The sequence below is a fragment of the Paenibacillus sp. FW126-R14 genome (genome assembly GCF_058789495.1).
The window spans coordinates 159107-184122 of the sequence record NZ_JBYTBS010000007.1 but is presented as its reverse complement, the minus strand read 5'-3'; the positions used below and the strand labels follow the sequence as shown (position 1 = coordinate 184122).

Annotated in this window: 13 protein-coding genes; 1 reads left to right on the top strand and 12 read right to left on the bottom strand. The window is 47.9% G+C overall.

Going from position 1 to position 25016, the window contains the following annotated elements:
• Positions 1–64 precede the first annotated feature (64 nt).
• Genes AC3WRW_RS07410 through AC3WRW_RS07395 form a run of 4 tightly spaced genes read right to left on the bottom strand, consistent with a single transcriptional unit; the run spans position 65 to position 3434 of the window.
• Complete coding sequence (locus AC3WRW_RS07410; protein ID WP_492545701.1) at positions 65–1249, bottom strand: acetyl-CoA C-acetyltransferase; 1185 nt, start codon at positions 1247–1249, stop codon at positions 65–67.
• Positions 1246–1923: a 3-oxoacid CoA-transferase subunit B gene (locus AC3WRW_RS07405; protein WP_492545700.1), complete on the bottom strand. Its 678-nt coding sequence runs from the start codon at positions 1921–1923 to the stop codon at positions 1246–1248. Before AC3WRW_RS07405 ends, AC3WRW_RS07410 begins: the two co-directional genes overlap by 4 nt.
• Complete coding sequence (locus AC3WRW_RS07400; RefSeq protein WP_492545699.1) at positions 1920–2627, bottom strand: CoA transferase subunit A; 708 nt, start codon at positions 2625–2627, stop codon at positions 1920–1922. The genes AC3WRW_RS07405 and AC3WRW_RS07400 overlap by 4 nt, the downstream gene beginning before the upstream one ends.
• Before the next feature lie 21 nt (positions 2628–2648).
• Complete coding sequence (locus AC3WRW_RS07395) at positions 2649–3434, bottom strand: 3-hydroxybutyrate dehydrogenase (RefSeq protein WP_492545698.1); 786 nt, start codon at positions 3432–3434, stop codon at positions 2649–2651.
• Between the two features lie 175 nt (positions 3435–3609).
• Here AC3WRW_RS07395 and AC3WRW_RS07390 point away from each other — a divergent pair, with 175 nt between their 5' ends.
• Entirely contained in the window at positions 3610–4506 is an 897-nt protein-coding gene (locus AC3WRW_RS07390) for a LysR family transcriptional regulator (protein WP_492545697.1), read from the top strand.
• A 61-nt stretch (positions 4507–4567) separates the two neighbouring features.
• Here the strand turns inward: AC3WRW_RS07390 and AC3WRW_RS07385 are convergent, their stop codons facing one another.
• The 8 genes from AC3WRW_RS07385 to AC3WRW_RS07350 form a co-directional block, all read right to left on the bottom strand.
• Positions 4568–9040, bottom strand: a complete 4473-nt coding sequence (locus AC3WRW_RS07385; protein ID WP_492545696.1) for an NPCBM/NEW2 domain-containing protein — start codon at positions 9038–9040, stop codon at positions 4568–4570.
• Positions 9041–9201: 161 nt separating this feature from the next.
• Complete coding sequence (locus AC3WRW_RS07380) at positions 9202–10989, bottom strand: S-layer homology domain-containing protein (RefSeq protein WP_492545695.1); 1788 nt, start codon at positions 10987–10989, stop codon at positions 9202–9204.
• Between the two features lie 77 nt (positions 10990–11066).
• Positions 11067–17351 carry a discoidin domain-containing protein gene (locus AC3WRW_RS07375; RefSeq protein ID WP_492545694.1) on the bottom strand — a complete coding sequence of 2095 codons (6285 nt, stop codon included), beginning with the start codon at positions 17349–17351 and terminating at the stop codon, positions 11067–11069.
• A gap of 158 nt (positions 17352–17509) precedes the next feature.
• On the bottom strand, positions 17510–18817 hold the full coding sequence (locus AC3WRW_RS07370; protein WP_492545693.1) for an ABC transporter substrate-binding protein: 1308 nt from the start codon (positions 18815–18817) through the stop codon (positions 17510–17512).
• A gap of 115 nt (positions 18818–18932) precedes the next feature.
• Positions 18933–20573 carry a response regulator transcription factor gene (locus AC3WRW_RS07365; protein WP_492545692.1) on the bottom strand — a complete coding sequence of 547 codons (1641 nt, stop codon included), beginning with the start codon at positions 20571–20573 and terminating at the stop codon, positions 18933–18935.
• Positions 20574–20610: 37 nt separating this feature from the next.
• On the bottom strand, positions 20611–20862 hold the full coding sequence (locus AC3WRW_RS07360) for a hypothetical protein (protein ID WP_492545691.1): 252 nt from the start codon (positions 20860–20862) through the stop codon (positions 20611–20613).
• 34 nt (positions 20863–20896) lie between these two features.
• Positions 20897–22693: a sensor histidine kinase gene (locus tag AC3WRW_RS07355; protein WP_492545690.1), complete on the bottom strand. Its 1797-nt coding sequence runs from the start codon at positions 22691–22693 to the stop codon at positions 20897–20899.
• Between the two features lie 268 nt (positions 22694–22961).
• On the bottom strand, positions 22962–24986 hold the full coding sequence (locus tag AC3WRW_RS07350; protein ID WP_492545689.1) for a beta-galactosidase: 2025 nt from the start codon (positions 24984–24986) through the stop codon (positions 22962–22964).
• Positions 24987–25016: the final 30 nt, after the last annotated feature.

Genomic DNA, 25016 nt, shown 5'->3' with positions numbered 1-25016 from the left:
ACAAACGAGTTACACGGCAGAGACTGCTCAGCGTTGTTCCGAGATACCGTTTGCGGCGGGTACGCTATTCCCGCTCCACCAACATCGCCACGCCCTGCCCGCCGCCAATGCACAAAGCCGCTACACCCAGCTTGCCTTCTCTTTTGTCCAGCTCATGCAGCAGCGTAACCAGAATACGGGCTCCGCTGGCACCGATCGGATGCCCAAGGGCAATCGATCCGCCGTTGACATTTAATTTGTCGCGAGGAACGCCCAACTCCCGGCCAACGGCCAAAGACTGCGATGCAAAAGCTTCGTTCAGCTCGAATAAATCGACGCTGTCCAAGGGCACGCCTGTTTTGCTTAGCAGTTTGCGGACGGCATCGACCGGTCCCATGCCCATCATCGACGGATCTAAGGCGGCGTTCGCATAACCCTTAACTCGCGCCAAAGGCTTAAGCCCAAGCTCCTTAGCCTTATCCGCAGACATGACAACTAAAGCAGCGGCTCCGTCGTTAATGCCGGAAGCGTTCCCAGCCGTGACGGTGCCTTCTTTCTTGAAAGCCGGACGAAGCTTGCCAAGAATGTCAGCCGTCGTTCCCGAACGGGGAAACTCGTCTTGCGCGAACAGCACCGGGCTGCCTTTTCTTTGCGGGATGGCAACAGGCACAATTTCATCCTTAAATCTGCCTGATGCGATGGCATGCTCCGCCTTCTGCTGGCTCCACGCAGCGAATTCGTCCTGCTCCTCGCGGGAAAGACGATAATGTTCGGCAACATTCTCAGCCGTGATGCCCATCGGGATATCGCCCATCGCGCACCATAGCCCGTCTTTCATCATCGAATCCACCATCGTGCTATCGCCCAGCCGCAAGCCTGATCGAGCTCCGGGAAGGAGATATGGCGCTTGCGTCATATTTTCCATACCGCCCGCCACCACGATCTCGGCATCGCCAAGGCTCACGGATTGTGCGGCCAGCATGACGGCCTTCAAGCCGGAGCCGCAAACTTTGTTAATCGTCAAGGCAGGTACGAGCTGCGAAAATCCAGCCTTGAGCCAAGCCTGTCTGGCCGGGTTTTGCCCAAGACCAGCCTGCAGCACATTGCCCATGATGACTTCGTCAACTTGGCTATCGGCTAGATTGGCTCTCTTTAAAGCTTCTTGAATCACCGTGCTGCCAAGCTGCGGAGCAGATATGTCCGCCAGCGTTCCCTGAAAACTGCCGATAGCTGTACGGACTGCGCTAACAATAACGACTTCTCTATTCATAACGTTTCTCCTTTGCTCATCTGAAGTGTGCTTTGCAGAAGAGGGCTGATCGTAAACCGCGCCTCGGTGCTCGCTGCAACCTCTGCCATCGTAACTCCCGGCTGGATCGCCGTTAACACCATGCCCGCCTCTGTAAAATCAAACACAGCCAGATCCGTGATGAGACGATGCACCACTCCCTTGCCTGTCAAAGGCAGGGTGCAGACCTTTTTCACCTTGGACTCGCCTGATTTATTTACATGTTCCATGATGACTACGACCCTTTTGGCCCCATGGACCAGGTCCATAGCGCCGCCCATCCCTTTCACCATTTTTCCGGGAATCATCCAGTTCGCCAAATCCCCATTCTCTGCGACCTCCATACCGCCAAGAATCGCTAAATCAATATGGCCTCCTCGGATCATGGCAAAAGATTGCGCGCTGTCAAAAAAGGACGCTCCCGTCACAGCCGTTACCGTTTCCTTCCCGGCATTAATCAAGTCCGGATCTTCTTCTCCTGCATAAGGGTAAGCTCCGATGCCCAGAAGCCCATTTTCCGATTGCAGCATAACCGTCATTTCCGGGGGAATAGAATTGGCGACCAGCGTAGGCAGGCCGATGCCTAAATTGACATACATGCCCTCTTTTATTTCCTCGACGGCGCTTTTGATAATGGTTAGACGGTCATTTTTCATCGGACTTCCTCCTTGCTGCGAACGGTGAGACGCTCGATCCGTTTTTCATAAGACGCACCCTGCACAATCCGCTGCACGTAAATACCTGGCGTATGAATATCGTCCGGGTTCAATTCCCCTAACGGGACAATTTCTTCCGCCTCGACGATCGTCACTTTCCCGGCTGTTGCAGCCAGCGGATTGAAGTTGCGCGATGTTTTGCGGTAAACGAGATTGCCCAGCGGGTCAGCTTTCCAAGCTTTGACTAAGGCGAAATCGCCGACAATCCCTTTTTCGAGCAGGTATGTGCGCCCATCGAACTCTTTGTGCTCTTTGCCTTCCGCAACCAGAGTGCCTACGCCTGCAGCTGTATAAAAGCCCGGAATCCCGGCCCCGCCCGCACGGATTCTTTCGGCCAGCGTTCCTTGCGGAACGAGCTCCACTTCGAGCTCTCCGCTCAGGAACTGCTGTTCAAACGTTTTGTTTTCTCCTACGTAGGAGGAAATCATTTTCTTAATTTGTTTGTTCGCCAGCAGAAGACCAAGTCCGCAATCATCGACCCCGCAGTTGTTGCTGACTACGCATAAATCTTTGGTTCCCTGCTTCCTAAGCGCTGCAATCAAATTTTCCGGAATTCCGCAAAGCCCGAAGCCGCCCACGATTAACGAAGCTCCGTCGCGAATGTCCGCCACAGCTTCCTCCATAGAAGCATATAGCTTGCTCATGCTGATTCATCTCCTTTTTTTCTACTGCGCCGTGTACCCGCCGTCGATTAAGAGCGACGCCCCCGTGACGCCCCGCAATTTATCGCTGGCAATGAGCATCGCATAATCGGCAATTTCCTCTACGGCCAGAAGGCGTCTTTGTGGAACCAAGGGGTAAATGACTTCTTCCAGAACACTTTCCAGAGGAACGTTCCGCGTTTTGGCTAAATCCTGCAGCTGCCCTCTCACTAGCGGCGTATCGACATATCCCGGGCATAGGGCATTCACCGTAATGCCGTGAGCCGCCCCTTCGAGTGCCGCCACCTTCGTTAAGCCGATCAGTCCATGCTTGGCGCTGTTGTAGGCCGCTTTGCCGGCAAATCCAATGACCCCGTTAATCGAAGCCATATTAATAATCCGTCCAAAGCCTTGATCCTTCATGATCGGAAACGCATGCTTAATGCCAATAAAAGCGCCCGTCAGCATCACCTGGAGCATGAAATTGAACTTCTCCACAGGGAATTCCTCAATGGGAGCCACATGCTGCAGCCCCGCATTATTCACGAGAATGTCCAGCCGTTTATAGGTTTGGACCACCGTTTCAATCCCTTGCACAAATTGCGGCTCCTGCGTTACATCGCACTTGATCCCTATGGCTTCATAGCCTTCTTGCTGTAAATCATGCGCAGCCAGATTCGCCTGCTCGCCATTGATGTCGGAAATGACCACCTTGGCTCCTTCCCGTGCGTAAGTGCGGGCGATTTCCAGACCGATTCCGCTTGCAGCGCCGGTTATCAGCGCCACTCTATTTTCCAAAAACCTGGTCATTGCGTGAACCTCCAGCGTGCATGATTAATTATAGATAAAGCGCTTTCAATCTTGTTAAAAAGTAATGAAATTGGAAATGTTTCACTCCCTTTAGTTTACATGCTCATTCTCGCAAGGTAAAATTCATATTTGGAATCATATTGATGAAAATAAGCTATAGGTCGGGGATGATTTCATGGATATCCGTCAGCTGCAATACCTGCTTGAGATTGCGAAACATATGAACTTTACCAAAGCCGCCGAAGCTCTTCACCTGACCCAACCTACCCTTAGCAAAATGGTGAAAAATATAGAAGAGGAACTGGGCGTCACCTTATTTGACCGTTCCGGCAAGCATGTCCAATTGACCGACTCGGGGCAGGCCGCCATTCAGCAAATCGGGGTCATTGTCCAGGCCGCTCAAGACCTTCATCTCGTCTTAGACGATGTGGCTAACCTAAAAAAAGGAACCATTACCATCGGGCTCCCCCCGGTCGTCGGCTCCGTTTTCTTCCCGCGCGTGATCGCGAAGTTCCAAACCTTGTATCCCGGCATTCATTTTCGAATTGTCGAAGAAGGCGCTAAACATGTGGAAAGCCTTGTTCATAACCGCAAGGTGGATCTTGGTGTCGTCGTAGGGCCTGTGGATGTGTCCGCCTTTGAGACCCTTCCTTTTATGTATCAAAAATTAGCTCTGATTATCCATCGTGAGCATCCGCTCGCCAAGCAATCCAGTGTATCCCTCCTGCAGCTTAGAAACGAGCCCTTTATTCTGTTTCCAAGCGGCTATGCGGTCCGGAATCATGTGATGCATGCCTGTCGAACCGTTGGATTCGAGCCCTCCGTTGTCTATGAAAGCTCACAGTGGGACCTGTTGGCCGAGATGGTAGCATCGAAGGCAGGCATCTCCATCATTCCCGAGGCCATTTGCAGCAAAATCACCAGTCCCGAGGTGCTGACCTTGCCTCTAACAGAGCCTTCCATACCGTGGGATTTAGTGATTATTTGGCCTAAGGAACACTATGTCTCTTACGCCATGCGTGAGTTTATTACGTTTAGTCAGGGGCTATCTGACCAAAGTATACAAGCATAGAAAAAGCCAGTGCCCGGGCCAACTTAACGTTGAACCGAGCACTGGCTATGAGCTTATTTAGTTATTGCATAATCAGCTTAGCAATATCTACGATATCCACAATGTTAATCTTCCCGTCACCATTGATATCCGCGCTTTTCGCCTCATTCCAGTCACTGCTAGCCGAAGTTTTCCCGTAATGCACGGCTGCCTTGCCTAAATCTCCAATATCGATGACGTTATCCTCATTGACATCTCCTGGCGCATAAGCCGTAATGATCTGCCCGCTAAAAGCTTGCAACGCCATGTTCAACGTATTGGCCGCTTCATCCAGCTGCTGCTCCGCAGCCGCAGAATTGGATTGAATGGCAGAAGCAGCTTGTATGGCGGATAATAGCACCGCTTTGGAGCCCGCCTCATATTGTCCGACTTTGGTTCCTTCCACCGCATGATCATAAATGGACTGTGCCTGTTGGATGACCTTCTGCAGCGTTGACTTCTCTGCTGCCGTAATCGAAACCGTTAGATTAGCTGGTGTAGCATCTACCTTCTGCGACAATCCGTTGGAAACAGCTACTTTAGTCAGAACTAGATTCGTTGTCTTGGCCGGGCGATTCGGCTTCGCGATCCAATTGAATTTGAATATATCTCCGCTTGCCGTTATCCCTCCGGTTTCCCCTAGTTTAACTGCGAGAAGCCGAATTTGACCTGGTACGTCGGTATTGATTTGAACCTTATCGAATCCGGCTATTAACGGATCTACGGATACGAAATCGATAGTGTCCGCATCATACATTAGGGTAATGTCAGCCCCGTAAACCGCGGAATATACGCTGGCTGTTACATTGTTTAAGCCAAACTGCGTCGAGAAGCCAGCGCCTGCTTGAACGACCGCCGGACCCGTAAGCGTAGCCTGCGGCATGTCCGTTGGCAGTGGTATTTGACCGCTTATAATAATGTAACTGGAACCTTGAATACCGCTGCCATCTGCAGCTGTTGCTACCACTTTCACAATCCCGTTCTTCTTGGCCGTAAGTACGCCATTTGTGTTGATGATTGCTTTATCTGTTAGGGTTACGCCATCTGTTTCATAGACCGCCCATGTCAAAGACTTGTTCGTCGCATTGGCAGGGAGCACCGAAGCTTGTAATTGAAGACTTCCGTCCTTCTCGGTAATCTTCGTCGTCGAACTTGTGACAGCGATCGATTGTACGTTCACGATCTGTGTTGCTGTAACCGTAACGTTCGCTACAGCAGGTATAACTGTGCCATCTACAGCACCATTCACGATAAAACTACCAACTGTTGCATACTTGGACGAATCTACCAGATCCCACTGAACCGGCTTATCGGCAGTTGTCCCATTGTTATACACAACTGTGACACTCGCAGGCAGAACCGGCGGAACATGCGTAGACGTAACCACGTTTACTGGCCTAACTCCCGTAATCACGGGTGTCTCCGCTCCAACCGTCAGCTTCGCATCCGCCCAATCGCCGTGATCCTCGCTATTACCATTGCCAGCATCCGTAACTTCCAAGATTAGCTCTTTATAACCTTTAACATTCACTTTCACAAATCGGGCATCATCTGACACTCTCAACACACTTCCGGAGTAAAGCGATTCGATCGTGCCATCGTTCTTCACTCCTGACACTTTAAACTGTATCGAGCCGTTGCCCTTGTAACCTCCGCCGTTCACTTCCTTATCTACGCCGATAAAGGCGGAGAAAGTTTCATAATTAGCTCCAGTAAGATCATACTTGATCATTGAATTGGCATGAGTCCCAAGGCCTTTGGCAAAGGAGAGATTCTCGGCCCCATTCATCAATACGATCGCATTACCGTCGATGCTTTTGTCTTTCTTCACATCAAGCCAGCCCGAGGTGGCGCTCAACCAGTTCAGATCGCTTAAATAGTCAACTTTAGGCAACTCTTCCTTCTGTTCGGGTTTTCCTTCTGCAACTCTGAACGTCGCATCAGCCCAGCTTGCATGATCCTCGCTATTATCGTTATCGCTCTTCGTAACAACAAGTTCCACGACGCTTGCGCCTGCTACACGAACATCGACCGGTTTAGCCACGTCGGTAACCTTCATGACACCGCTCGCAAACTTCTCTACGCCGTCTACAAGCACCTTGAATTCCACATCGGCATAAGACGGCGATTTGGCCATTTCTTGGTCAACTCCGACAAGAGCCGTGAAAGACTCATAATTTTTATCGGAAATGTCAAAAATAATTCTTGAATCCGCGTGTGTGCCAAAGCCCTTCTCGTACGTTACATCGCCATTGCTGCCCATCAAACGAATCGCATTGCCGTCGATGCTCTTATCTTTCTTAACCGTAGACCAGCCCGAGGATGCGCTTAACCAGTTCAAATCGCTTGCATAACGGTCTACCAGCTCAAAGTTCAGCGTGTAGACTTCTTGTGTCGCTCCGCCATCAGCCGTAGCTGTGATAGTCGTTACGCCTGGCAAGCTGCTGGCTGGGGCAATTACCACCTGCACGTCTTGGGATGCTTTATCCGCTGTAACGGTTGGAACGGCCAGGTCCTTTTCTCTGAAAACAGTCACCGTCGCCGTGCGATTCTCGGCATGAAGACCTTGGATCGGCACTCCGTTCGCTTTCACATTGTCAATCAGAGAAGGCATTCTTTCCACTTTCCATAATTGACTGTCGCTTCCGGTATACATGTTTTGAACAACCGGATTTCCGTCAGCGGCAGAACCGTTACTGTTTTCCAAAGTCAACTGGCTGTTTACGCTGGTAATTTTGAAGTAGCCGTTGCCAACATTGGAGATGGCCCATTGCTGATTTATGACGGCAGGATCTGCAGCAGTTTCAGAATCTGATCTTTGAATGACTGATTTTCCAGACAATTTACTGCCGTCTGTAACATCCATAACTCGTCCGCTTTGTTTATTGACAATCTTATATTTGCCCAGACCTAAATCGTCGATAACCCATTGCTGATCCAAATCACCCGATTGGGTCCGTCCGGCAACAGCCGCTCCATTTGCTGACGAATTCCCAACGCCCAAAGCTTTGCCGGTCGCTTTATTGACGATGCGATACAATGCGTTGGCATCAAAGGAATCAATCCCTGTCCGCGTTGGAACTTCATTGGTGTATGATCCGACTGCCAACTCAGCTGCAGCAGCGAAGCCGCCTACAGCCGAATTCACTACCATTTTGACATAGCGTGCTGTTTGCGATGGGAAGGTTACACGTTTCATGGTCTTGTCCCCATCCCAAGTGCCGCTTTTAACCGAAGTGAAGTTCGTCCCGTCCTCGCTCACGTATAACGTATAGGAAGTAATCATACCTTGTGATAAATTTTGCGAAGGCAAGTAGTTCAGCATATTAATGTTTTTGTACGTGTAGCCCAAATCCAATGTAATGGATTGAGGCAGAGATGCGTTGCTTTGCCAAACCGTTTCAACGTAAGTGTTTACATAATCCATAAGGCCATCAATCGCATTGCTCGCATTCCCGCTAGTAGCCGTTGCTGAATTCGCTGTAATCGGATGCTCCATCACGATTGGCTGCTGCGGCAGTGGAGGACGAGATGCATTCGGCGTCCAAGCTTTTCCGATATCCGCCAATCGATTGACGACATTGTTATCCAGCTCCCCATCCGGGTTTGGTGAAACGTTGAGCAAAAAGTTGGTATAACGCGGTTCCAAATAACCAAGATGATCCTGTACAATATTCTTAACGCTTGCCGGCTCTGTATTCTTCATCCAATCGTGCCAGAACCATTGACTGGAAACAAGCGGCATACCTTGATTAGCGGCATACGCATTGTTAGAAGGTGCCCAAACACCCTTAGGTTCTTCGAAATAAATGATGTCCTCATCCCATGGCTGCGTTTGTCCATTGTGATCCACAATAAGAATATTAGGCTGCAGGCGCTTTATTAATTCGCGAATTTCCTGGTAGGGAACTTCATTATGACCCATCTCCCAGGCCCAGCCGTCGATAATCAAAACCGGAATTTCGCCGTAATTCGTCAGCAGCTCGGTTAGCTGCCCTTTAATAAATTCGATATCCGCTCTGGAGACGGAACCTTTTTGAATACCTTGCTGACGATCCCAGATGGAGAAGTATAGCCCCGGCAAAATGCCTTGAGCGCGCATGGAATCGACATATTGCCTTACGATATCTTTCTTGTAGGAGCTGTTCATCACGTTGTAATTGCCATATTTGGTTGGCCACAGGGCAAATCCGTCATGGTGCTTGGTCGTTAGAACAGCATATTTGATGCCTGCGGATTTGGCAGCTTGCGCCCATTGGTCCGTATTCACCTGTTTAGGATTAAAAGAAAGCGGATCTTGTCCGGGCGTCACCCATTCCTGATCGTGGTAGGTTCCCATGTTATAGTGGATAAACATGCCAAACCTGAGATCCACATAGTTTTTCTGATTCGTATAACTATCATTTACAACGGGGCTTGCTGTGTTTTGATTCGTTGTAGTCGCAAAAACGGGCGCAACTGAGACAAAAAATAGCATAAGGATAAGTCCTACGCATGTTGAAATCTTCTTACGCAATTATTTCCCCTCCTCTTGAGGACCTCTTCGTTCGTTTAACTCCATGTATGTAACCGCTCCCAATTGGCAGTGCCTCGCTTACAAAAAAGTTGGAAGAAGCAAGCCTGCTGAACGCAGGCTTACCCTTCTACTTTTTGACATAGACTTGCTTTTAAAAGCAATTATTTATTAATCAAATTCGCATATTGCAGCACGCGCTTGATGATGACAGCCGCTTCTGCGCGTGTAGCTACATCTTGCGGAGCAAAGTCGGTTTCCGTTTTGCCCTGAATCAATCCTTGAGCAGCTGCTGCGGCTACGCTATTTCGCGCATAGTCCGATATCATAGCTTGATCAGCGAATGAGATATTCGTCGAGCTAGCGTTAGATGCTGATGTTCCTTGAACGAGCCCAATCGCTTTCATCATCATGACGACCATTTGCTCTCTTGTAATCTGTGCATCCGGGTTGAATTGACCCTCCGCGACGCCTTGAACCAAGCCGTACTTAGCTGCAGTATTCACTTCTGGGGCATACCACTGCGAGTCTGCAACATCTGTAAAGATATTCAGTCCGGCCTCCTCAGGCAATCCCAATCCTCGTACCAGCAAAGCAGCAAACTGCGCGCGGGTGACTTGCATTTCAGGCGTATACGTGCGATCCGATGTTCCGGCGATAATCAATTTCGAAGCTAGTTGCTCTACATCTTGCTTCGCCCAGTGACCGATCATATCGTCGAACGATTTCTTGTTTTGAACGATCGCGTACAAACTGTTCGTATTCCGGATGACCTTCACGTCGGTTTTGCCATCTTTCGCGGTAAACACGGAAGGCACGAATTTCATTTTTCCTGTAACCGGGTCATACACAACCGCAGTCGCAGCCGACGGATCTTGTACTGTTGCATCTACATGGATAACGCGTGTCACAAAGGAGTTGCCGAAGCTATGAATTTCCTCTTCTTTGTCCTTGCTCTTAAGAATGATTTTGTAATCGATCATATCGCTCACACGCACCATTCCCTTATCGGAGATGGATTGATCGAATTTTGTTTCATGCGATGACTTGGCCTTATCGATCCGAATGATCAGCGTCGTTCCTTCTACGCCAGCCATACCTGTGAAATCCGCCTGGTTCAGTATCGACATCGGAAGATCGTAAGTGCCCAAATGGCTTCGTACGCTTAAAATGGTATCTTTGTGATCCTTCAGGGAGCTGAGCAGCATTGGCAGCGGCAGCTCCAAGGCATTCAAGTCACGCTCGCCAGGAATCTCAAAGCTCAAAACGGCGCTGCCGCCCTTTGCTTTCAGATCTGCTAATTTCTGCTCCAAGCGTTTACTGTCGATCACTGCTGTTACAGAGGTTTGACCGTCTTGTGCAGTTTCGATCCGGAGCTCGGAATCTTTGGGCACATAGAGATTCGGATCTTCTTTCGTTGGCGGAGTTACCAGGCCGCCTCCTCCTCCACCGCCGACAGGACCAGAAATTGCTGCGTCAATTTTAACAGAACCTTGTGCATTTACATTCCAAATAGCCGGTAGAGATTGCGATGTCACTGTTGTCATCTGATTCAAGGTTACGTTAGCTTGTCCGCTCTTCTTAGCCTGGAAAATCAGCGTACAAAGAGCTAGATCTCCATTTTCCCCCGCTATATTTCCCATTTTCGAATAGGCAAAAGTAACCTGATTCCCCGAATTTTTTGCAATCTTATATCCTTCGAATAAGCCTTTCGATTGATCCCGATCGAATTCCAGCCGATCTGCATCATAGGTCAGAACAGCTTCGTAACCGTATAAATCCGTTACATTGCTACCCTGGATCGTAACGACCACCTTGTCGCCGGCAGTTACTTGAGAAGCATTCAGATTAATCTTAAATGAAGGGATTCCGGCACCTACAGCCGTGCCGATTGGAATAACGGTTAATAAGAGCATCATAACCGTGATAAACAAGCCTGTTTTGCGTAGCATGGGGTTCACTCCTTTTCAATATCATCCGAATAGGGAAGAGAAAGGACTGGCCTTCCTCTTCCATTTCAGATTGATTGTTATTGCAGGATGAGTCTTGCAATACCTACTACATCGATAATGTCAATCTTGCCGTCATGATTAAAGTCGGCAGCTTTGATCTTATCCCAATCGCTGCTTGCGGAAGTCTTGCCATAATTCGCCGCTACTTGTCCCAAGTCTCCGATATTAATGAGTTTATCTTCATTGACATCTCCTGGCGCATAGATCCTGATGAACTGCTGGTTGAACGTTTGGATTGCTTGGTTTAAAACGCTGGCCGCATCGTCCAACTCTTGCTGGCTAGCCGCCGGGGCCGTGTTGACGGCAGCGGCCGCTTGGATCGCAGCTAGCAGCACCGCTTTGGAACCTGCTGCGAATTGCCCGACTTGCGTTCCTTCTTCCGCACGATCATAAATGGACTGTGCCACATTAAGGACCGTTTGCAACGTTGTCTTATCAACTGCTGTAACAGAAACCGTTAGATTAGACAGAGTCGCATCCATTTTTTGACTTAATGCATTAGAAACGGCTGCCTTGGTTAAACTCAGATTAGTTGTCGTGGACGAAGTCAGCGGCTTCGCCTTCCAATTAATCTTTAATACATCTCCGCTTGCGGTAATAGCCCCCGCTTCTCCTTCGCTGATCGCCATAATCCGGACTTGCCCCGGTACATTCGTTATTGGCTCAACCGCTCTAAAGCCGGATTTCAATGAATCCACGGATACAAATTCAATCGCATTCGCATCAAAGTTCAGTATGATGTCTAGCGCATAGACGCTGGAAGATGGGTTATTCGTTACGTTCGTTAATCCAAAATTCGTCGCAAATGCAGTTCCTGCCTGAACCGTGCCCGCCCCCGTTAACGTCGTGTGCGGCACGTCGGTCGGCGTCGGTTTCTGACCGCTGATCACAACATAATTGGAGCCTTGAACGCCGCTGCCGTCAGCGGCTGTCGCTACCACTTTGACGATTCCGTCGTTTTTCGCCGTAAGCAATCCGCTGGCGTTGATCGTTGCTTTATTGGTCATTGTGGTACCGTCGGATTCCCAAACGCTCCATGTGACTTGACCGTTTGCATTCGCCGGTAAGACAGTCGCCTGCATCTGCAGCGTGCCACCCTGACTTGCGATCGTATTCACGCCGCCTGCGCCGCTTACAGAGATGGAAGTAATCGCGTACACAACATCTGTTACCGTTACATTAGCAACGGCAGGTATAGCCGTTCCGCTTACAGCACCGTTCACGCTAAAGGTGCCGGCCGCCCCATACTTGGACGGATTAATCGCATCCCACACAACGGACTTCTGCGCCGTCGTCGCATTATCGTAAGTCACGGTTACCGTGCCAGGCAGTACCGGTGCGGTATAAGTAACTGTAGTTACAGTCACCGGCATTACGCCCGTAATCACGGATACAGCTTGCTGCCACTTCGCATACAGCGTGATGTCGTTCGCCGGGATCGTATTCACGCCGAAATCCCATGCCGTCGTCAATGCTTCATCTTGATACCAGCCGGCAAAAGTAAACCCGTTCTTCACCGGAGCTTCAGGCGCTGCAATCTTCGAACCAGGTACAGCTCCGTACACCGCACGAACCTCACTGCCGCCGCCACTGTTGAAGTTCACTGTCGTGCCTGTTTTAAAGTAAGAGAAATCCCACTCATCATGCCACCAGAATCCAATTGTTCTGTCTTGCGGGTTCAAATCGATCGGCAGCCATACATACCTGGAATCTTTCAGATTCCCGCTATTCCAACGATCCGCCATAAAAATGAACTTATTCGGAACGATAGTTCCATTTGCATCCCTATACGGAAGCGCAAAAGTACTTTGACTGTAGAATGTCTTGTCGTTATTCCAACCCCTGGCCGGGTTGTCTTTATTTTCCCATGGACCTAAAATATTGGTCGCTGTATGATATTGGGCTGGGTTTGGATCCCACCCGGTCAAGCCTGACGTAATCATATAGTAGACGCCGTCTTGCTTGAAGATTGCCGGAGCCTCTCGCCCACCCCAGATAACTTTAGCCCAATGAACGCCTTCTACCGACTGGTTATTCTCGTTCTTCGCAGGTCCGGTGTAGTCGTCATTCAACTGCATAACAACCTCCGTTCCGTTACCTTCGGATGCGTAGATGAGGTATGCTTTGTCGTCATCGTCTTTGTACAACGTCATATCGCGGAGCATGCCTTCGCCTTCGCCGCCGCCCCATCCATTATTCGGCAATCTGGATGTGCCCAAAAATTTGAATGGACCGGTTGGCGAATCGCTGATGGCAACGCCGCCTTCCGCCGCCCAATAAGAACCGGCAATCGGTCCGTCTTGATGCCACCACATCACATATTTGTCCGTTTTTTTGTTGTAGACGACCTTCGGACGTTCGACAACTTTATCCCAGTTGAAATCTTTATACATCGCTTGCTTTTCTGCATTCGTTTTGTCCGCGTACAATGCATTAAGCTGAGCTATGCGAACAGGCGTATTATGTTTGCTTAACGAATTGACCGGCGATTTCATAGAACCTGTATAATCACCATTTCGATCCGTGATATTGACAGTTCGATTCGGATCGAATGGAACTCCGCTGTTCTTGTAAGTCTCAGAATTCTCATCCAAGTACAATGGAAGGTCTCCGGCAGGCAATACATTTTCGCCAAGTTGCGGGTTGTTGAATACCGGCAGTACAATCCCTTCATTTTTCCAGTTGTATAAATCTTTAGAAGAGTACGCGTGAACGCCTGTTACCGGTACATAACCCGAGCCAACATTATCTTCAGACTTGTCTTCGCCATACCAGTAGTACGTTTTGTTCTTCTCGTTGTACAGAATTCCTCCGCCATGAGCCTGGATTGGTATGCCGTCTCCATCCAGCCACACTTGACCGCTTTTAATGGAATCTGTTTTACCTATGGTCTGATATAAATTGTATAAGTCCTGCAGAACTCTAATGTAGTAAGGAATGCTTTCCTCCGTTAAGTCGCTGAGCGTACCGATCGATGCAATTTTATTTTCAATCGCCGCTGCTACTTTCGAACTAATGCTAGATGCCGTACGCAATTGCGTAATGGCATTTTCCAAGCTTACCGTATCGAAACCAGTGGATTTCTTCTGATTGACAGCAATCTCTGCAGCAGTTAGCGTATTACCGTCACCGCCTGTAGAAATAGCCTGAATCGCTACATATCTGGCTTTATGCGATTTGAATGTTGCCGATTGCATGCTGGAGCTGGATGTGTCCCAAGCGCCATTGGCTGCAAATGTGAAATTCTGATCCAAATAAGCTTGCGAGCCGTCCGCAGGTTTATTCGTTAAATCCGCATCGCTGTAGTAAACTTTGAATTGCCCGATTCTTCCGTTCGCCTTGTCCTGCCTTGGCGTAACCATCACTCTTCCAACGTCAGGCTTGTTCTGACCCAGATCCACAATGATGTAATCGCCAGATTTGTATTTTCTTCCGTTCCCTGCCCAATTCGATTCATAGAACGTTGAATTGTTGTTATCCAGCATGAGACTGGAAGGATTTGATGCATAAGCTTCCGGAGCATAGAAGAGACTAATTCCGTCAGCCTGCTGTTCACTGCTTTGGATATTCGCTATTTCGGCAGTGATTTTGTTTGCCAGGTTCACCATCTCTTCCTGAGTCGCCGTACTGCTGTTCAGCAGTGTCGGACCTTGCGAACGCAATGTTTTCAAATCCTCCAAATAGTCAGGATCACTCGAAAAACCATCGATGAACGTAGTCGCAGCAGCCATCGCATTGCTCAGTTTGGACGTATCCACAGTAAATCCAGCCTTGTTGAAAATATGGATTTCAGCAGCAGATGCATACTGTTTGCCTGCATCGCTTTTCGAAGCAAGCGCTGTAAATTTCACATACGAAGCGCCGTGTGCTTTAAAGGTTGCCGACTTCTCCAATCTGTCCGCATCCCATGTTCCTTCGGCAACTTTGGTGAAAGCGATGCCATCGGAACTTACGGAAATTTCAAACTTGGTCACAACACCGTTCCAATCCACATCCTGCCGTGGCACGTAGCTCAGCTTATACACACCGTCATACGCCTTGCCGAGTCTGTAAGTGATGGAGTGTGGAAGCGGTGTATAAGAGCCGTCCCATGCCGTATGCCATTTCGTGCCGATGTCGCCGTCCAACGTTTTCTCAGGTCCTTCGCCGGAGGCCGAACTGTCGGCCGTTGCCGTCATCTGGCTTTGCGGGATACGCCCGGACGAATTAGATTGCTGATTGTACTCAGCGGCAATTCTGCCTGCGATGTCAGTGATAGCTTCTTGTGTGACATAAGCGCTACCCCGAACTGCTTTACCCTCGTTAACTAACGATTGCAATGCCGTTAAACTGGCGTCTGCAGTCAGCAAAGCCTCTGCGCTGGCAATTGTCTGGTCCAGCGTAACCTTATCTACGGTAAAACCTGACTTTCTCATAATATTGATCTCGGCAGCCGATGCATACTGTGCTCCCGAGCCGTTCGTTTGATCCGCTTTCAGCCTGACATATTGAGCGGTAGTCGATGAGAACGTTGCCGTTTTCTCGGTTTTGTCGTTATTCCATGTGCCTTGCGCAACTGGAGTGAAAACGGTACCATCAGTGCTCGTTTCAACGGTATACTTGGTAATAATGCCATTCCAGTCTGCATCCTGCCTTGGTAAATAGCTCAGCTTGTAGACATCGTTATAAGATCCCCCGAGGTTATAAGTAAGGGTATGCGGACCTCCGTCGTAAGGATCCCAAGACGTATGCCATTTGCTTGAAGCATTCCCATCCAGTGTTTTCTCAGGTCCTTCTCCGGATTGAGCGCTGCTTGCCGTTGCACTCATCTGACTCTGAGGAATAACTGTATTGCTTGTATAGGAAGCTCCGTCAATCACAAACGTTGTAATTGATTTCGGGCCAACTGTCGTATTTAATGTTTTGTTCATAATCGGAACGTTCGCCTTCTGGGCTACATTTTCCGCAGCAGAAGAAACATATGGCGTTGCAGTCCCAGTAACAGCGTCAAACTGTGACATGTCTAATGAAATATCTTGGCTAGTTGTGTTAGCATTTCTATATACGACATAGATTTTATTCTTGGAAGGATCATAAGCGGCTAACGTGCTGTCATTGTTATCTGCGATGAATCTGGAGCCTTGCGGGATAAACTTACTGAATTGTTGCATCGCATAATACTTCTTCGTGTACCACCATTGCTGCGTATCGAAATCTGCATGAAGGAGACCCCAGTTCATGTTCTCTTTATCCTTCTGCATGTTTTTCTCGCTCTCAATCGCCTGCCACAGTACCCAGCCCTTCGGTTCAAGCCATGTGATGTCCGTCATAATTCTTTCGGCTAAGGCGAGTGCCGGTTCAAAATCTTCGTGATTGTGAGCAATGCCCGATGGACCAAGATCAACTTCAGACATCCATAGCGGCTTGCCGGCAGCTTTGGCTTGATTTTTAATTCCGACCCGATCATTTCCGCCGTAGGAGTGGGTATTCATTTTTCCGATATTTGCTTTCGTTGTTTCGTCATACGAATTCCAATTGGTTATAAAGGTATCCAGAACGGATTCATCCATTGCCGCAATTTTGACGGATTGAAGGCCTGCTGCATCCAGCTTCGCGCGAGTTTTGTTAATGATCTTCATTTGTGAGGCAACGTCATAGTGAGAACCTTCTTGGCCTCCGCCAAATCCCCAGTAATTCGTACTAGGCTCGTTAACCGGGGAAAGATAATTGAAATCAATATTCCAATTGTCTTTAAAATGCTTCACAACTGTTGCCATATACGTTGCAAAGTTATCATATTCTTCCGGTTTCAAGTTGTCTTTCCCGGAGTCCCTGTTCCCAGTCGTACTTCCGCTGACCGTCATGTAGTACGGGGCAGAATTGGAGAACGCTTCCAATTGATTGGCGCCTCTTGCTTTTGCAGCTTGCAGCCACCAACGCTGATTGGCATCCTGCGTCCAATCGAACACACCAGGGGATGGCGAGTATCCAGGAACTGCACCGCCTTGACGCATGGTATTATAGGCAGGATTCTCTCCGCCGCCAATATTGTATCTGACAATGTTTAAGTTTAATCCTTGAGGCGAATAGAGCGCATCAGCCAAAGCATTTCTTGTCTCATCCTTCCAGCCGCCTGTTATATTACCGAACCAAGCTAGCGATGTTCCCCATCCGTCCCACGATTGCTGCATGTTGCTTGGATCTAATTTAATCGCAGTCGCAGCGGCACTCGCCTTGTGAGCGGTCAACCCGTAAAACGCAGGTGAAACTAGAGAAAAAGCAAGGCAAGAAGCAAATATCTTTCGTCCAACTGTTGTAGACATTAACACAACCTCCTTCTAAGATGGCATAACCACCAATAACCATAATATGGAAACGCTTACCAGCACTTTCGAAAAAAACGGAAACTGATTTGCATCAATTTCCTAAGATGAGGAGAGGGGATGACGAGCATCCCGCTCCTATTTTCACGCCTTAAACCTTACTTGCCAGATTTTGCTTTCGACCATTTGTCATTCAGATCGTTAGCGATCTTATCCAGCTGCGTTCCGCCCATCATTTCTTGACCAAGCTTTTTCCAATCCAATTGGATGGCGTTGACGTATTTGTTAAAGTTCTCGCCGCCTGGACGATAGTTGAACTCTTCCACTTTGTTTGCTTTGTAGAATTCGGTCAAGAACGGAACGTCTGCTTTAACGCCCTCCATGACGGAGTTTGCTTGCTTCTTGTTCACATAGAAGGTATACGCATCCGAGGAGAACATCCACTCTTGGAATTTCTTCGCTGCTTCTACGTTTTTGGATTTGTTGTTAATACCGAAGAAGTTATCCGTGAACGTCATTACTTTCAGCGGCTCCGACTCCGAGTGGCGGGTAGGCAGCGGGAATGCCGCCAGATCGTCAATGTTTCCGACTTTCGTTTTGTACTGCGGCAAGTACCAAAGTCCTGCGGCAATCACTGCTGCTTTCTTCGCTTCAAACAATCCCGTTGCCTGGTCATTGCTCAAGCCAAGCGGATCAGCGCCCATGACTTTTGCATCATACAGCGTTTGAATATCCGTGTAAGCTTTGTAGAATGGCGTGCCTTTATCAAATGGTTTGTCTTGACCAGCAATTTTGTCGTAATAGTTCTCATCGCCGGATACCAGCAGCGGCATAAATTCGTTGAACGGATAGTTCGGCCAGGAATCCTTGCCGCCCATCGCATAAGGCTGATATTTGCCGCTCTTTTTGATCTCCGTTAATACGCTTACAAATTGCTCCCACGTTGTCGGAACGCTTAAGCCCAATTCTTTGAATACACTCGGATGATAGTACACAAGCTCAGGGAAGGAGATAACAGGCAAGGCAAGCACTTTACCATCTACTGCGAATTGCTTGGCCTTCGTATTCTTAGCCGTTACGCTCAGACCATCCAGCGGCAGAAGCTCCGCTTTGAAATCGTTGATGAAATTAGGCTTCAGCTCGATAATGTCCGGAAGCTCGTTAGCGGCTAGCCTTACTTTCATCGCTTGCAAATAATCGCCGTCGCTTTTGAACGTTTCGACTTCCATTTTCACGTTCGGCATTACGTTTGAAAACTCTTTAACCTTCTTAGTCCAGCTATCGAGGAATTCGCTGTCGCTATCCCACATCGCGAGTTTCAATGTAACCGCATTCTCTTTCGCGCCGCTTGCTGCAGTAGGCGCTGGCGAAGAACTGTTCCCCGTTGTTGCCGTATTGGTGCTACAGCCTGCTAATCCAAACGTCAAGGCAATTGAAAGTACAGATGTTACTAATCTCTTCTTCATGGTCTTTCTTAACCCCCTCAGGAATACGTAGCTTGTTATTTACACCCTTATCTTACAAAAATACAGAATACGCTTTCATTGATATATTTGGTGATTCGCTTGATATATTTTGGGGTTAATCTTTTTTCTTGGAATAATTGTCCCGGTATTTCTGAGGGCTCATTCCTCTGTATTTTTTAAAAACGCGGCTGAAATGTTCCGGGTTTTCATACCCTACCCTGACGCCGATTTCGTACATTTTCATGTCCGTTTCGATCAGCCTGGTAGCTTCATTAATCCGCAGCTTTGTCACATATTCAATAAAATGCTCACCCGTTTCTTTGACAAATTGTTTGCTTAAATGACTCTCGGTCACTTGCGCCCATTCACTAACCTGACCCAATGTAATGGCATTGCAATAATTTTTCTCTACGTAACGTTTGACTCTTTCAACGAGCCGCTGCGGATTCTCCTCGCGAAATTTATCGGGATGCAGCAAATCGGCGAGGCGGAAAACAAGCTTTTCAATCCACTCGTGTAAATCCTCCCTGAAATTAAATTGCTCCACGATCTCATAGGGTCTGCGCCGCGTTTCAATCACATGGGTCCAGTTCATTCCTTTGGTATGCAGCAATGCGCCGATATTCCAAATCAGCTCTTCATAAATCGGGAGTGAGCTTTCCAAGGTCACATTCGGCATTTCACTCAAATGCGTTAATCCTGCGGATAATTGCTGCTGCCACTGGTTGTCCCCCTTTTCCATATGAAACATCATCACGGAATAATCCCACGGTATACTCAGTTGTCGCTCCGTTACAATCACTGTTTCCGGATAATAGACTCTTCCGGGTCCTTCGGAGAACCTCATACTAGCCAAGCCTCTGGCTTGAATATACCTCAAATGCCAGGATTTCCAGTCTGCGCACGACTCCGACACGCCGACAGACAGCGAGACATTCAAAAAGTTTTTAATCGTATTGCGCAAAGAATCCAGCAGCTCCATCACGCGCCCGCGTAAATTCAAATAACTGGTCGAAGATTCCACGCACAGCATAAGCGAATACTCATCTTCTTGCGTTTGCACGAATTCATAGGGAAGCTTGACGATTTCCATCCCTTGCTTGATGATTTTGACGAGATGATCATGATGTTCGGGATCGGGATGCGCCGTCTTGCTTGCTTCAGGAGACCGTCTATCCGGGAGCAGCGTTATAATGACATGCTGATAATTCGCATACTGGGCAACCCATTTCTGAAAAGAATCGTCCTGGGTCAAGTTAAGACTATACATATAATCTTTATCGCACAGCAAGCCTCGGAACCACGCCTCGCGCTGCTTCATATCCGCATCGTGATTCATTTTTTGCAAGGTTAGGGAGGAATCCGTTCTTTCTTTCAACTGCTTAATGGCTTTTTCAATGACCGGAACGATATGTTTGGGATCGAGGTCCGCTTTCATGATGTAATCTACGGCACCTAGCAGAAATGCTTTGCGCACAAAATTAAAATCTGAGTAGGCACTTAAAACAATACTAAGCGGCGAGTTCGTCAGATTGGCTTCTTGCAGCTTGGATAACAGCGTATTGGCATCCATAATCGGCATGCTCATATCGACGATCATTAAATCAATGTCCTGATGAATCGATATCCGCTCCCATGCTTCATGACCATCCGCTGCTTCGGCTACTACCTCGCATCCCAGATCTCCCCACGGAATAATCGCACCCATGGCTAGTCTTACAAGCGGCTCATCGTCGACGATCATAACTCTAAACATTTACTCATCTCCATTCAGCTACAAGCCGATCATCGTTCTAATCCTGAACAATCACTTGATCAAATTTGGGCTCGATAATGCCCGGAACTTCATACAGCAAATAGGAACGGCCGCTAACTTCTCCGCGAAACGATATGGGAAAAGACAAATACTCTTTCTTGGACATAATCGGAAGGACCGCGATATCGACAGACAGCCCGAATTTGTCCTTCAACGATACAGCTGTCACAAAGTCTTTTTCAATCAGAATGACCCGGTCATATTTGGTATCGTATAAGCAAAATTTCATAGAATATGACCCCCTGTCTATTTCTCTATAAAAATTAGATCGTATGCTTATCAGGATTAATCGGGAGAAACGGCAATGTCACAGTGACTTCCGTACCGATCCCCGGTTCGCTATGAATTTCCAACCCGTAAGCCTCTCCGTAATTTAAGCGAATTCGATCGTTGACATTGGCAATGCCTATCCCGCATAACGACTCCACTTTGTTCTCCTGCAGCAAAGCTTCCATCGTCCGCTGTTCCATGCCTTTGCCATTGTCCGTAATCGTAATAATGAGTTGATCCTCTTGTTTCTCACCTTTAATTCTGATAATCCCCATCGATTCTTTCGCATAAAATCCGTGAATAATCGCATTTTCCAAAATTGGCTGCAAGAGCAGCTTGAGAATATAAGCATTCATAACATTTTCCTCAAAAGCATACTCCACTTTAAACCGGTCGCCATACCGGACTTTCATAATGTGAATATATTTCTCTAAGCTCTGCATTTCATCGAAAACCTGGAGGTAAGATCCGCCGCGATGAAACGTTGAAGATAGCAATTTGATGAGAGAATCCGTCATTTCAACCAGATTGGTGGCTTTCGACAGCATCGCCATGATTTTGATCGCATTTAGCGTGTTCACCAAAAAATGAGGATTAATTTGAGATTGCAGCGCATCGATTTCCGCACGGTTTTTTAGCTTTTCTTGTTCCTGCTTCTCGACGATAAGCTCCTTAATGCGTACAATCATGCTTTGAAACGTTTTTCCTAAGGAATACACCTCAAGAGGGCCGGAAAGTTCCAGATCCACATGCAAAGAACCGCTTTTCATCTTATTCATTTGATAGATTAAAGATTTGATAGGACCGACGATGCTTCTTACAAGGAAGAAGGACACAACTAAAAATAGGACCAGCCCTGCCGCCGATACGTTCATAATGAACCTATAAATTTGTCTGACCTCGGCCGTCATCTGATCGTAATCCGTCATGTAGACGATTTTCCAATCCGTTCGATCCATGGTGAGAAAGGTAACAAACATCTCCTCACCGTTAACGTTCGTTTTAAAGTTGCCGTCTCTCTTATCCTGGACTTGCTGGATAGTTTGTTTTTCGATGTTTTTATTTTTATCTTTGCTGGTGTCAAGCATAATGCTTCCGTTTCCGTCCAGAATAATGAAGCTTCCGATTTGGTTGGAAGTAGACTCCGCCAGGTTCTCGAAAGATTTGGCTTGTATGACAAAATAGATCATCTCTACATCGCTGAATGACCTTTCAGACTGAGGAGCTATCGCGGCGGATAAAATAAATTTATCATTCGATTCGATCAACACATTCTCTTCGGAACCAAACAAAAGTACCCGTCCTTGATTCTGCAGGGCTTTCTGGTAAAGAGGCGTTCGCTTTAATAACTCTTCGTTGATCCGTGTGTCAATGTTATGAAAATGCGTTCCCTCGAAAAAGTAGGCGCCCCCGTTGCGGTAGACGAACATCGCCGAAACGACGTCAGGCATATCGTGTAAATAATTTTTCAATTGATTTTCCAGTTGGAAAGAGTTGTAGAATAGGTCTTTGGATTCTGTGCTGCGGTGAAAGGAAGTGGCAAGGGATATCAAATTGTTATCCGTGGCAATGGCGGCAATGGTTCTTATATATCTGCTTTTTTCCTGATCGATGGAATAAGAGACTTGCTCCAAGGTTTGCATCGTGCGCGAGGTGATGTTAGCCAGCAAAATATCTGTATAAGCTCTCAATGACAAGGAAGCAACCAACACAATAGGCATAACAATGACAAAAAAGAACATGCCGTACAAAATCGAAGTAATTGGCCATCTTTTTTGGAAAATCCTCATTGTAATGTCCCCCACTCTCATAATGAGATGCTACATTCGCCTATCTGAAGCAGAAACTGGGGCACAAGGGAATTTGTGACAAAGTAGTTGCGCTTTCATCAAATGAAGCTCGTTATTTTGCAAGATTCGACATAATCTACCGCCATTGTAAAATTAAAATTTGACTTCGTCAATCAGCCAAAACATACCATCCATGCGTGCCACGGGTGTTTATGACGAGAGAAGGCATCTCTGCCTTCCCCCAAAGATTGCTGCCTAATCGTTCTGCTTATTCCTTGTCCAAAACTTCTAAAATCGCTACCCCATGCGGCTCCAGCACCAATGTACGTTCGTAGACTCGTTTAGACAATAAGTCCTCATAGGGTCCCTCATCTAATAGAATCGCTGATTCGTAAGCATTATGATTCAAGACAAAGGTGTACGTTTTGCCGCCCTTCTGTCTGCTCCTGATTTCGACCCCGTAAGGAGCCCGATGAGCTGGAATCAAATTCAGTCGCTCACACAGCGTTTGACCGAACGCCTCCAAAAATCTCGAATCAGGGTCTGTCGCCACATAATACGCTTCCCCTTGCCCGAATTTATTCAGGGTGACCGCGGGCATGCCCGCGTAAAAATCGCGTCCATAGACGCCGAGCGCCTCTGCTCCCTCCAGGTGAAGCAAATCGCATAATAGTCCGCATTCATATTCGCCGTGGAGTTTTCCGAACGAATCCTGCATGATAATGGCATTGGTCATTTCCGGCTGTAGCGAATCTATTTCCTCAACCCAAATGCCTAGCAGATCGCGCAGCTCGCCCGGATAGCCGCCAAGCGTCACAAGATCGTTCTCATTCACAATCCCGCTGAAGAACGAAGTGACGAACGTCCCCCCTTGCTTCACAAACGACTTCAGTCGTTCGCTCACGCCGGGTTTCATCATATACATGACAGGTGCGATGATTAACTCATACTTGGAAAAATCACTAAGCGGGCTAATGACATCTATACTAACGTTGAGATCGTAGAACGCTTTGTAGTATTTCTGGGCTTGCTTGAGATAATCGAGATCAACGTTGGGGCCGCTGGTCATTTCCACGGCATTCCAAGTATCAATATCAAAAAGCAGCGCTACTTTGGACTCTGTTACGGAATCGAGAAGCGTATCTCCGAGCGACAGCAGCTCTTGTCCCAGCTGCGTACATTCTCTGAATACCCTGGTGTGCTCATGGCCTGCGTGAGCGATCAAAGCGCCGTGGTACTTTTCGCATGCGCCGACAGAACGGCGCAATTGGAAAAACATCACCGTATCCGCTCCGTGAGCGATGGCTTGGTAACTCCAAAGACGCATAACGCCAGGCCTTTTGAGGCTATTGTAGGGCTGCCAGTTTTGCTGGCTTGGCGTTTGCTCCATCAGCATGAAAGGTTGTCCGTCCTTCAGTCCTCTCATGTAATCGTGCCTCATCGCCACATTGCTCATCGGCTCGTTCATTTGAGGATAACTGTCCCAGGATACAACATCCATGTGCTCGGCCCATTTCTTTAAATCCAAACCGTTGAATAGCCCCCATATATTCGATGTGATTTTGATATCCGGCGTGATCGCTTTAATCGTGTCATACTCACATTGGTAACAAGCCAGGATAGCATCTGACATAAATCTCTTATAATCCAGTGCGATACCTTGGAAGCATTTATTGTTTCCGTTCAAATTCGTAGGCGGTACGATATCGTCCCACTCATATACGGTATGAGACCAGAAACTCATATTCCACACCTGATTCACGACTTCAAGGGTGCCGTATTTATTTTGCAGCCAAGCTCGGAACGCCGAAGCGCAAGTATCGCAATAACAATGCGGACCGTATTCGTTGCCGATATGCCAAACAAGCAATGACGGGTGATGCCCGTAGCGCTCCGCCATTTTGGCCGCTAAACGCTGAGCGTACATCCGGTAAACGCTGCTGTTCGGACAGAAGTTGACGCGGGAGCCGTGCGTTCGCTTCCTCCCGTCGATATCGACGGGAAGCACTTCCGGATACAGCCGCGACATCCAGGCAGGCTGGGCCGCAGTCGATGTAGCCAAGCACAGATAGATGCCTTCCTTAGAGACTGTGTCAATGATTTTATCCAGCCATTCAAAATCGTAAGTGTCCTCCGAGGGCTGCAGCTTCGCCCAACTGAAAACGGGCAGCGTTACGATGTTAATGCCTGCCAATTTGAACAGTCTCATATCTTCTTGCCACACTTCTTCAGGCCATTGGTCAGGATTATAATCGCCGCCATAATAAATGTATGGCAGTTTGTCATTAATCATTGGATTTACCCCCAAGTTTGAATAATCGAA

Coding starts and splice junctions, on each gene's coding strand:
- AC3WRW_RS07410 (WP_492545701.1), bottom strand. CDS start 1,249: ATGAATAGAGAAGTCGTTATTGTTAGCGCAGTCCGTACAGCTATCGGC.
- AC3WRW_RS07405 (WP_492545700.1), bottom strand. CDS start 1,923: ATGAAAAATGACCGTCTAACCATTATCAAAAGCGCCGTCGAGGAAATA.
- AC3WRW_RS07400 (WP_492545699.1), bottom strand. CDS start 2,627: ATGAGCAAGCTATATGCTTCTATGGAGGAAGCTGTGGCGGACATTCGC.
- AC3WRW_RS07395 (WP_492545698.1), bottom strand. CDS start 3,434: ATGACCAGGTTTTTGGAAAATAGAGTGGCGCTGATAACCGGCGCTGCA.
- AC3WRW_RS07390 (WP_492545697.1), top strand. CDS start 3,610: ATGGATATCCGTCAGCTGCAATACCTGCTTGAGATTGCGAAACATATG.
- AC3WRW_RS07380 (WP_492545695.1), bottom strand. CDS start 10,989: ATGCTACGCAAAACAGGCTTGTTTATCACGGTTATGATGCTCTTATTA.
- AC3WRW_RS07375 (WP_492545694.1), bottom strand. CDS start 17,351: ATGTCTACAACAGTTGGACGAAAGATATTTGCTTCTTGCCTTGCTTTT.
- AC3WRW_RS07370 (WP_492545693.1), bottom strand. CDS start 18,817: ATGAAGAAGAGATTAGTAACATCTGTACTTTCAATTGCCTTGACGTTT.
- AC3WRW_RS07365 (WP_492545692.1), bottom strand. CDS start 20,573: ATGTTTAGAGTTATGATCGTCGACGATGAGCCGCTTGTAAGACTAGCC.
- AC3WRW_RS07360 (WP_492545691.1), bottom strand. CDS start 20,862: ATGAAATTTTGCTTATACGATACCAAATATGACCGGGTCATTCTGATT.
- AC3WRW_RS07355 (WP_492545690.1), bottom strand. CDS start 22,693: ATGAGGATTTTCCAAAAAAGATGGCCAATTACTTCGATTTTGTACGGC.
- AC3WRW_RS07350 (WP_492545689.1), bottom strand. CDS start 24,986: ATGATTAATGACAAACTGCCATACATTTATTATGGCGGCGATTATAAT.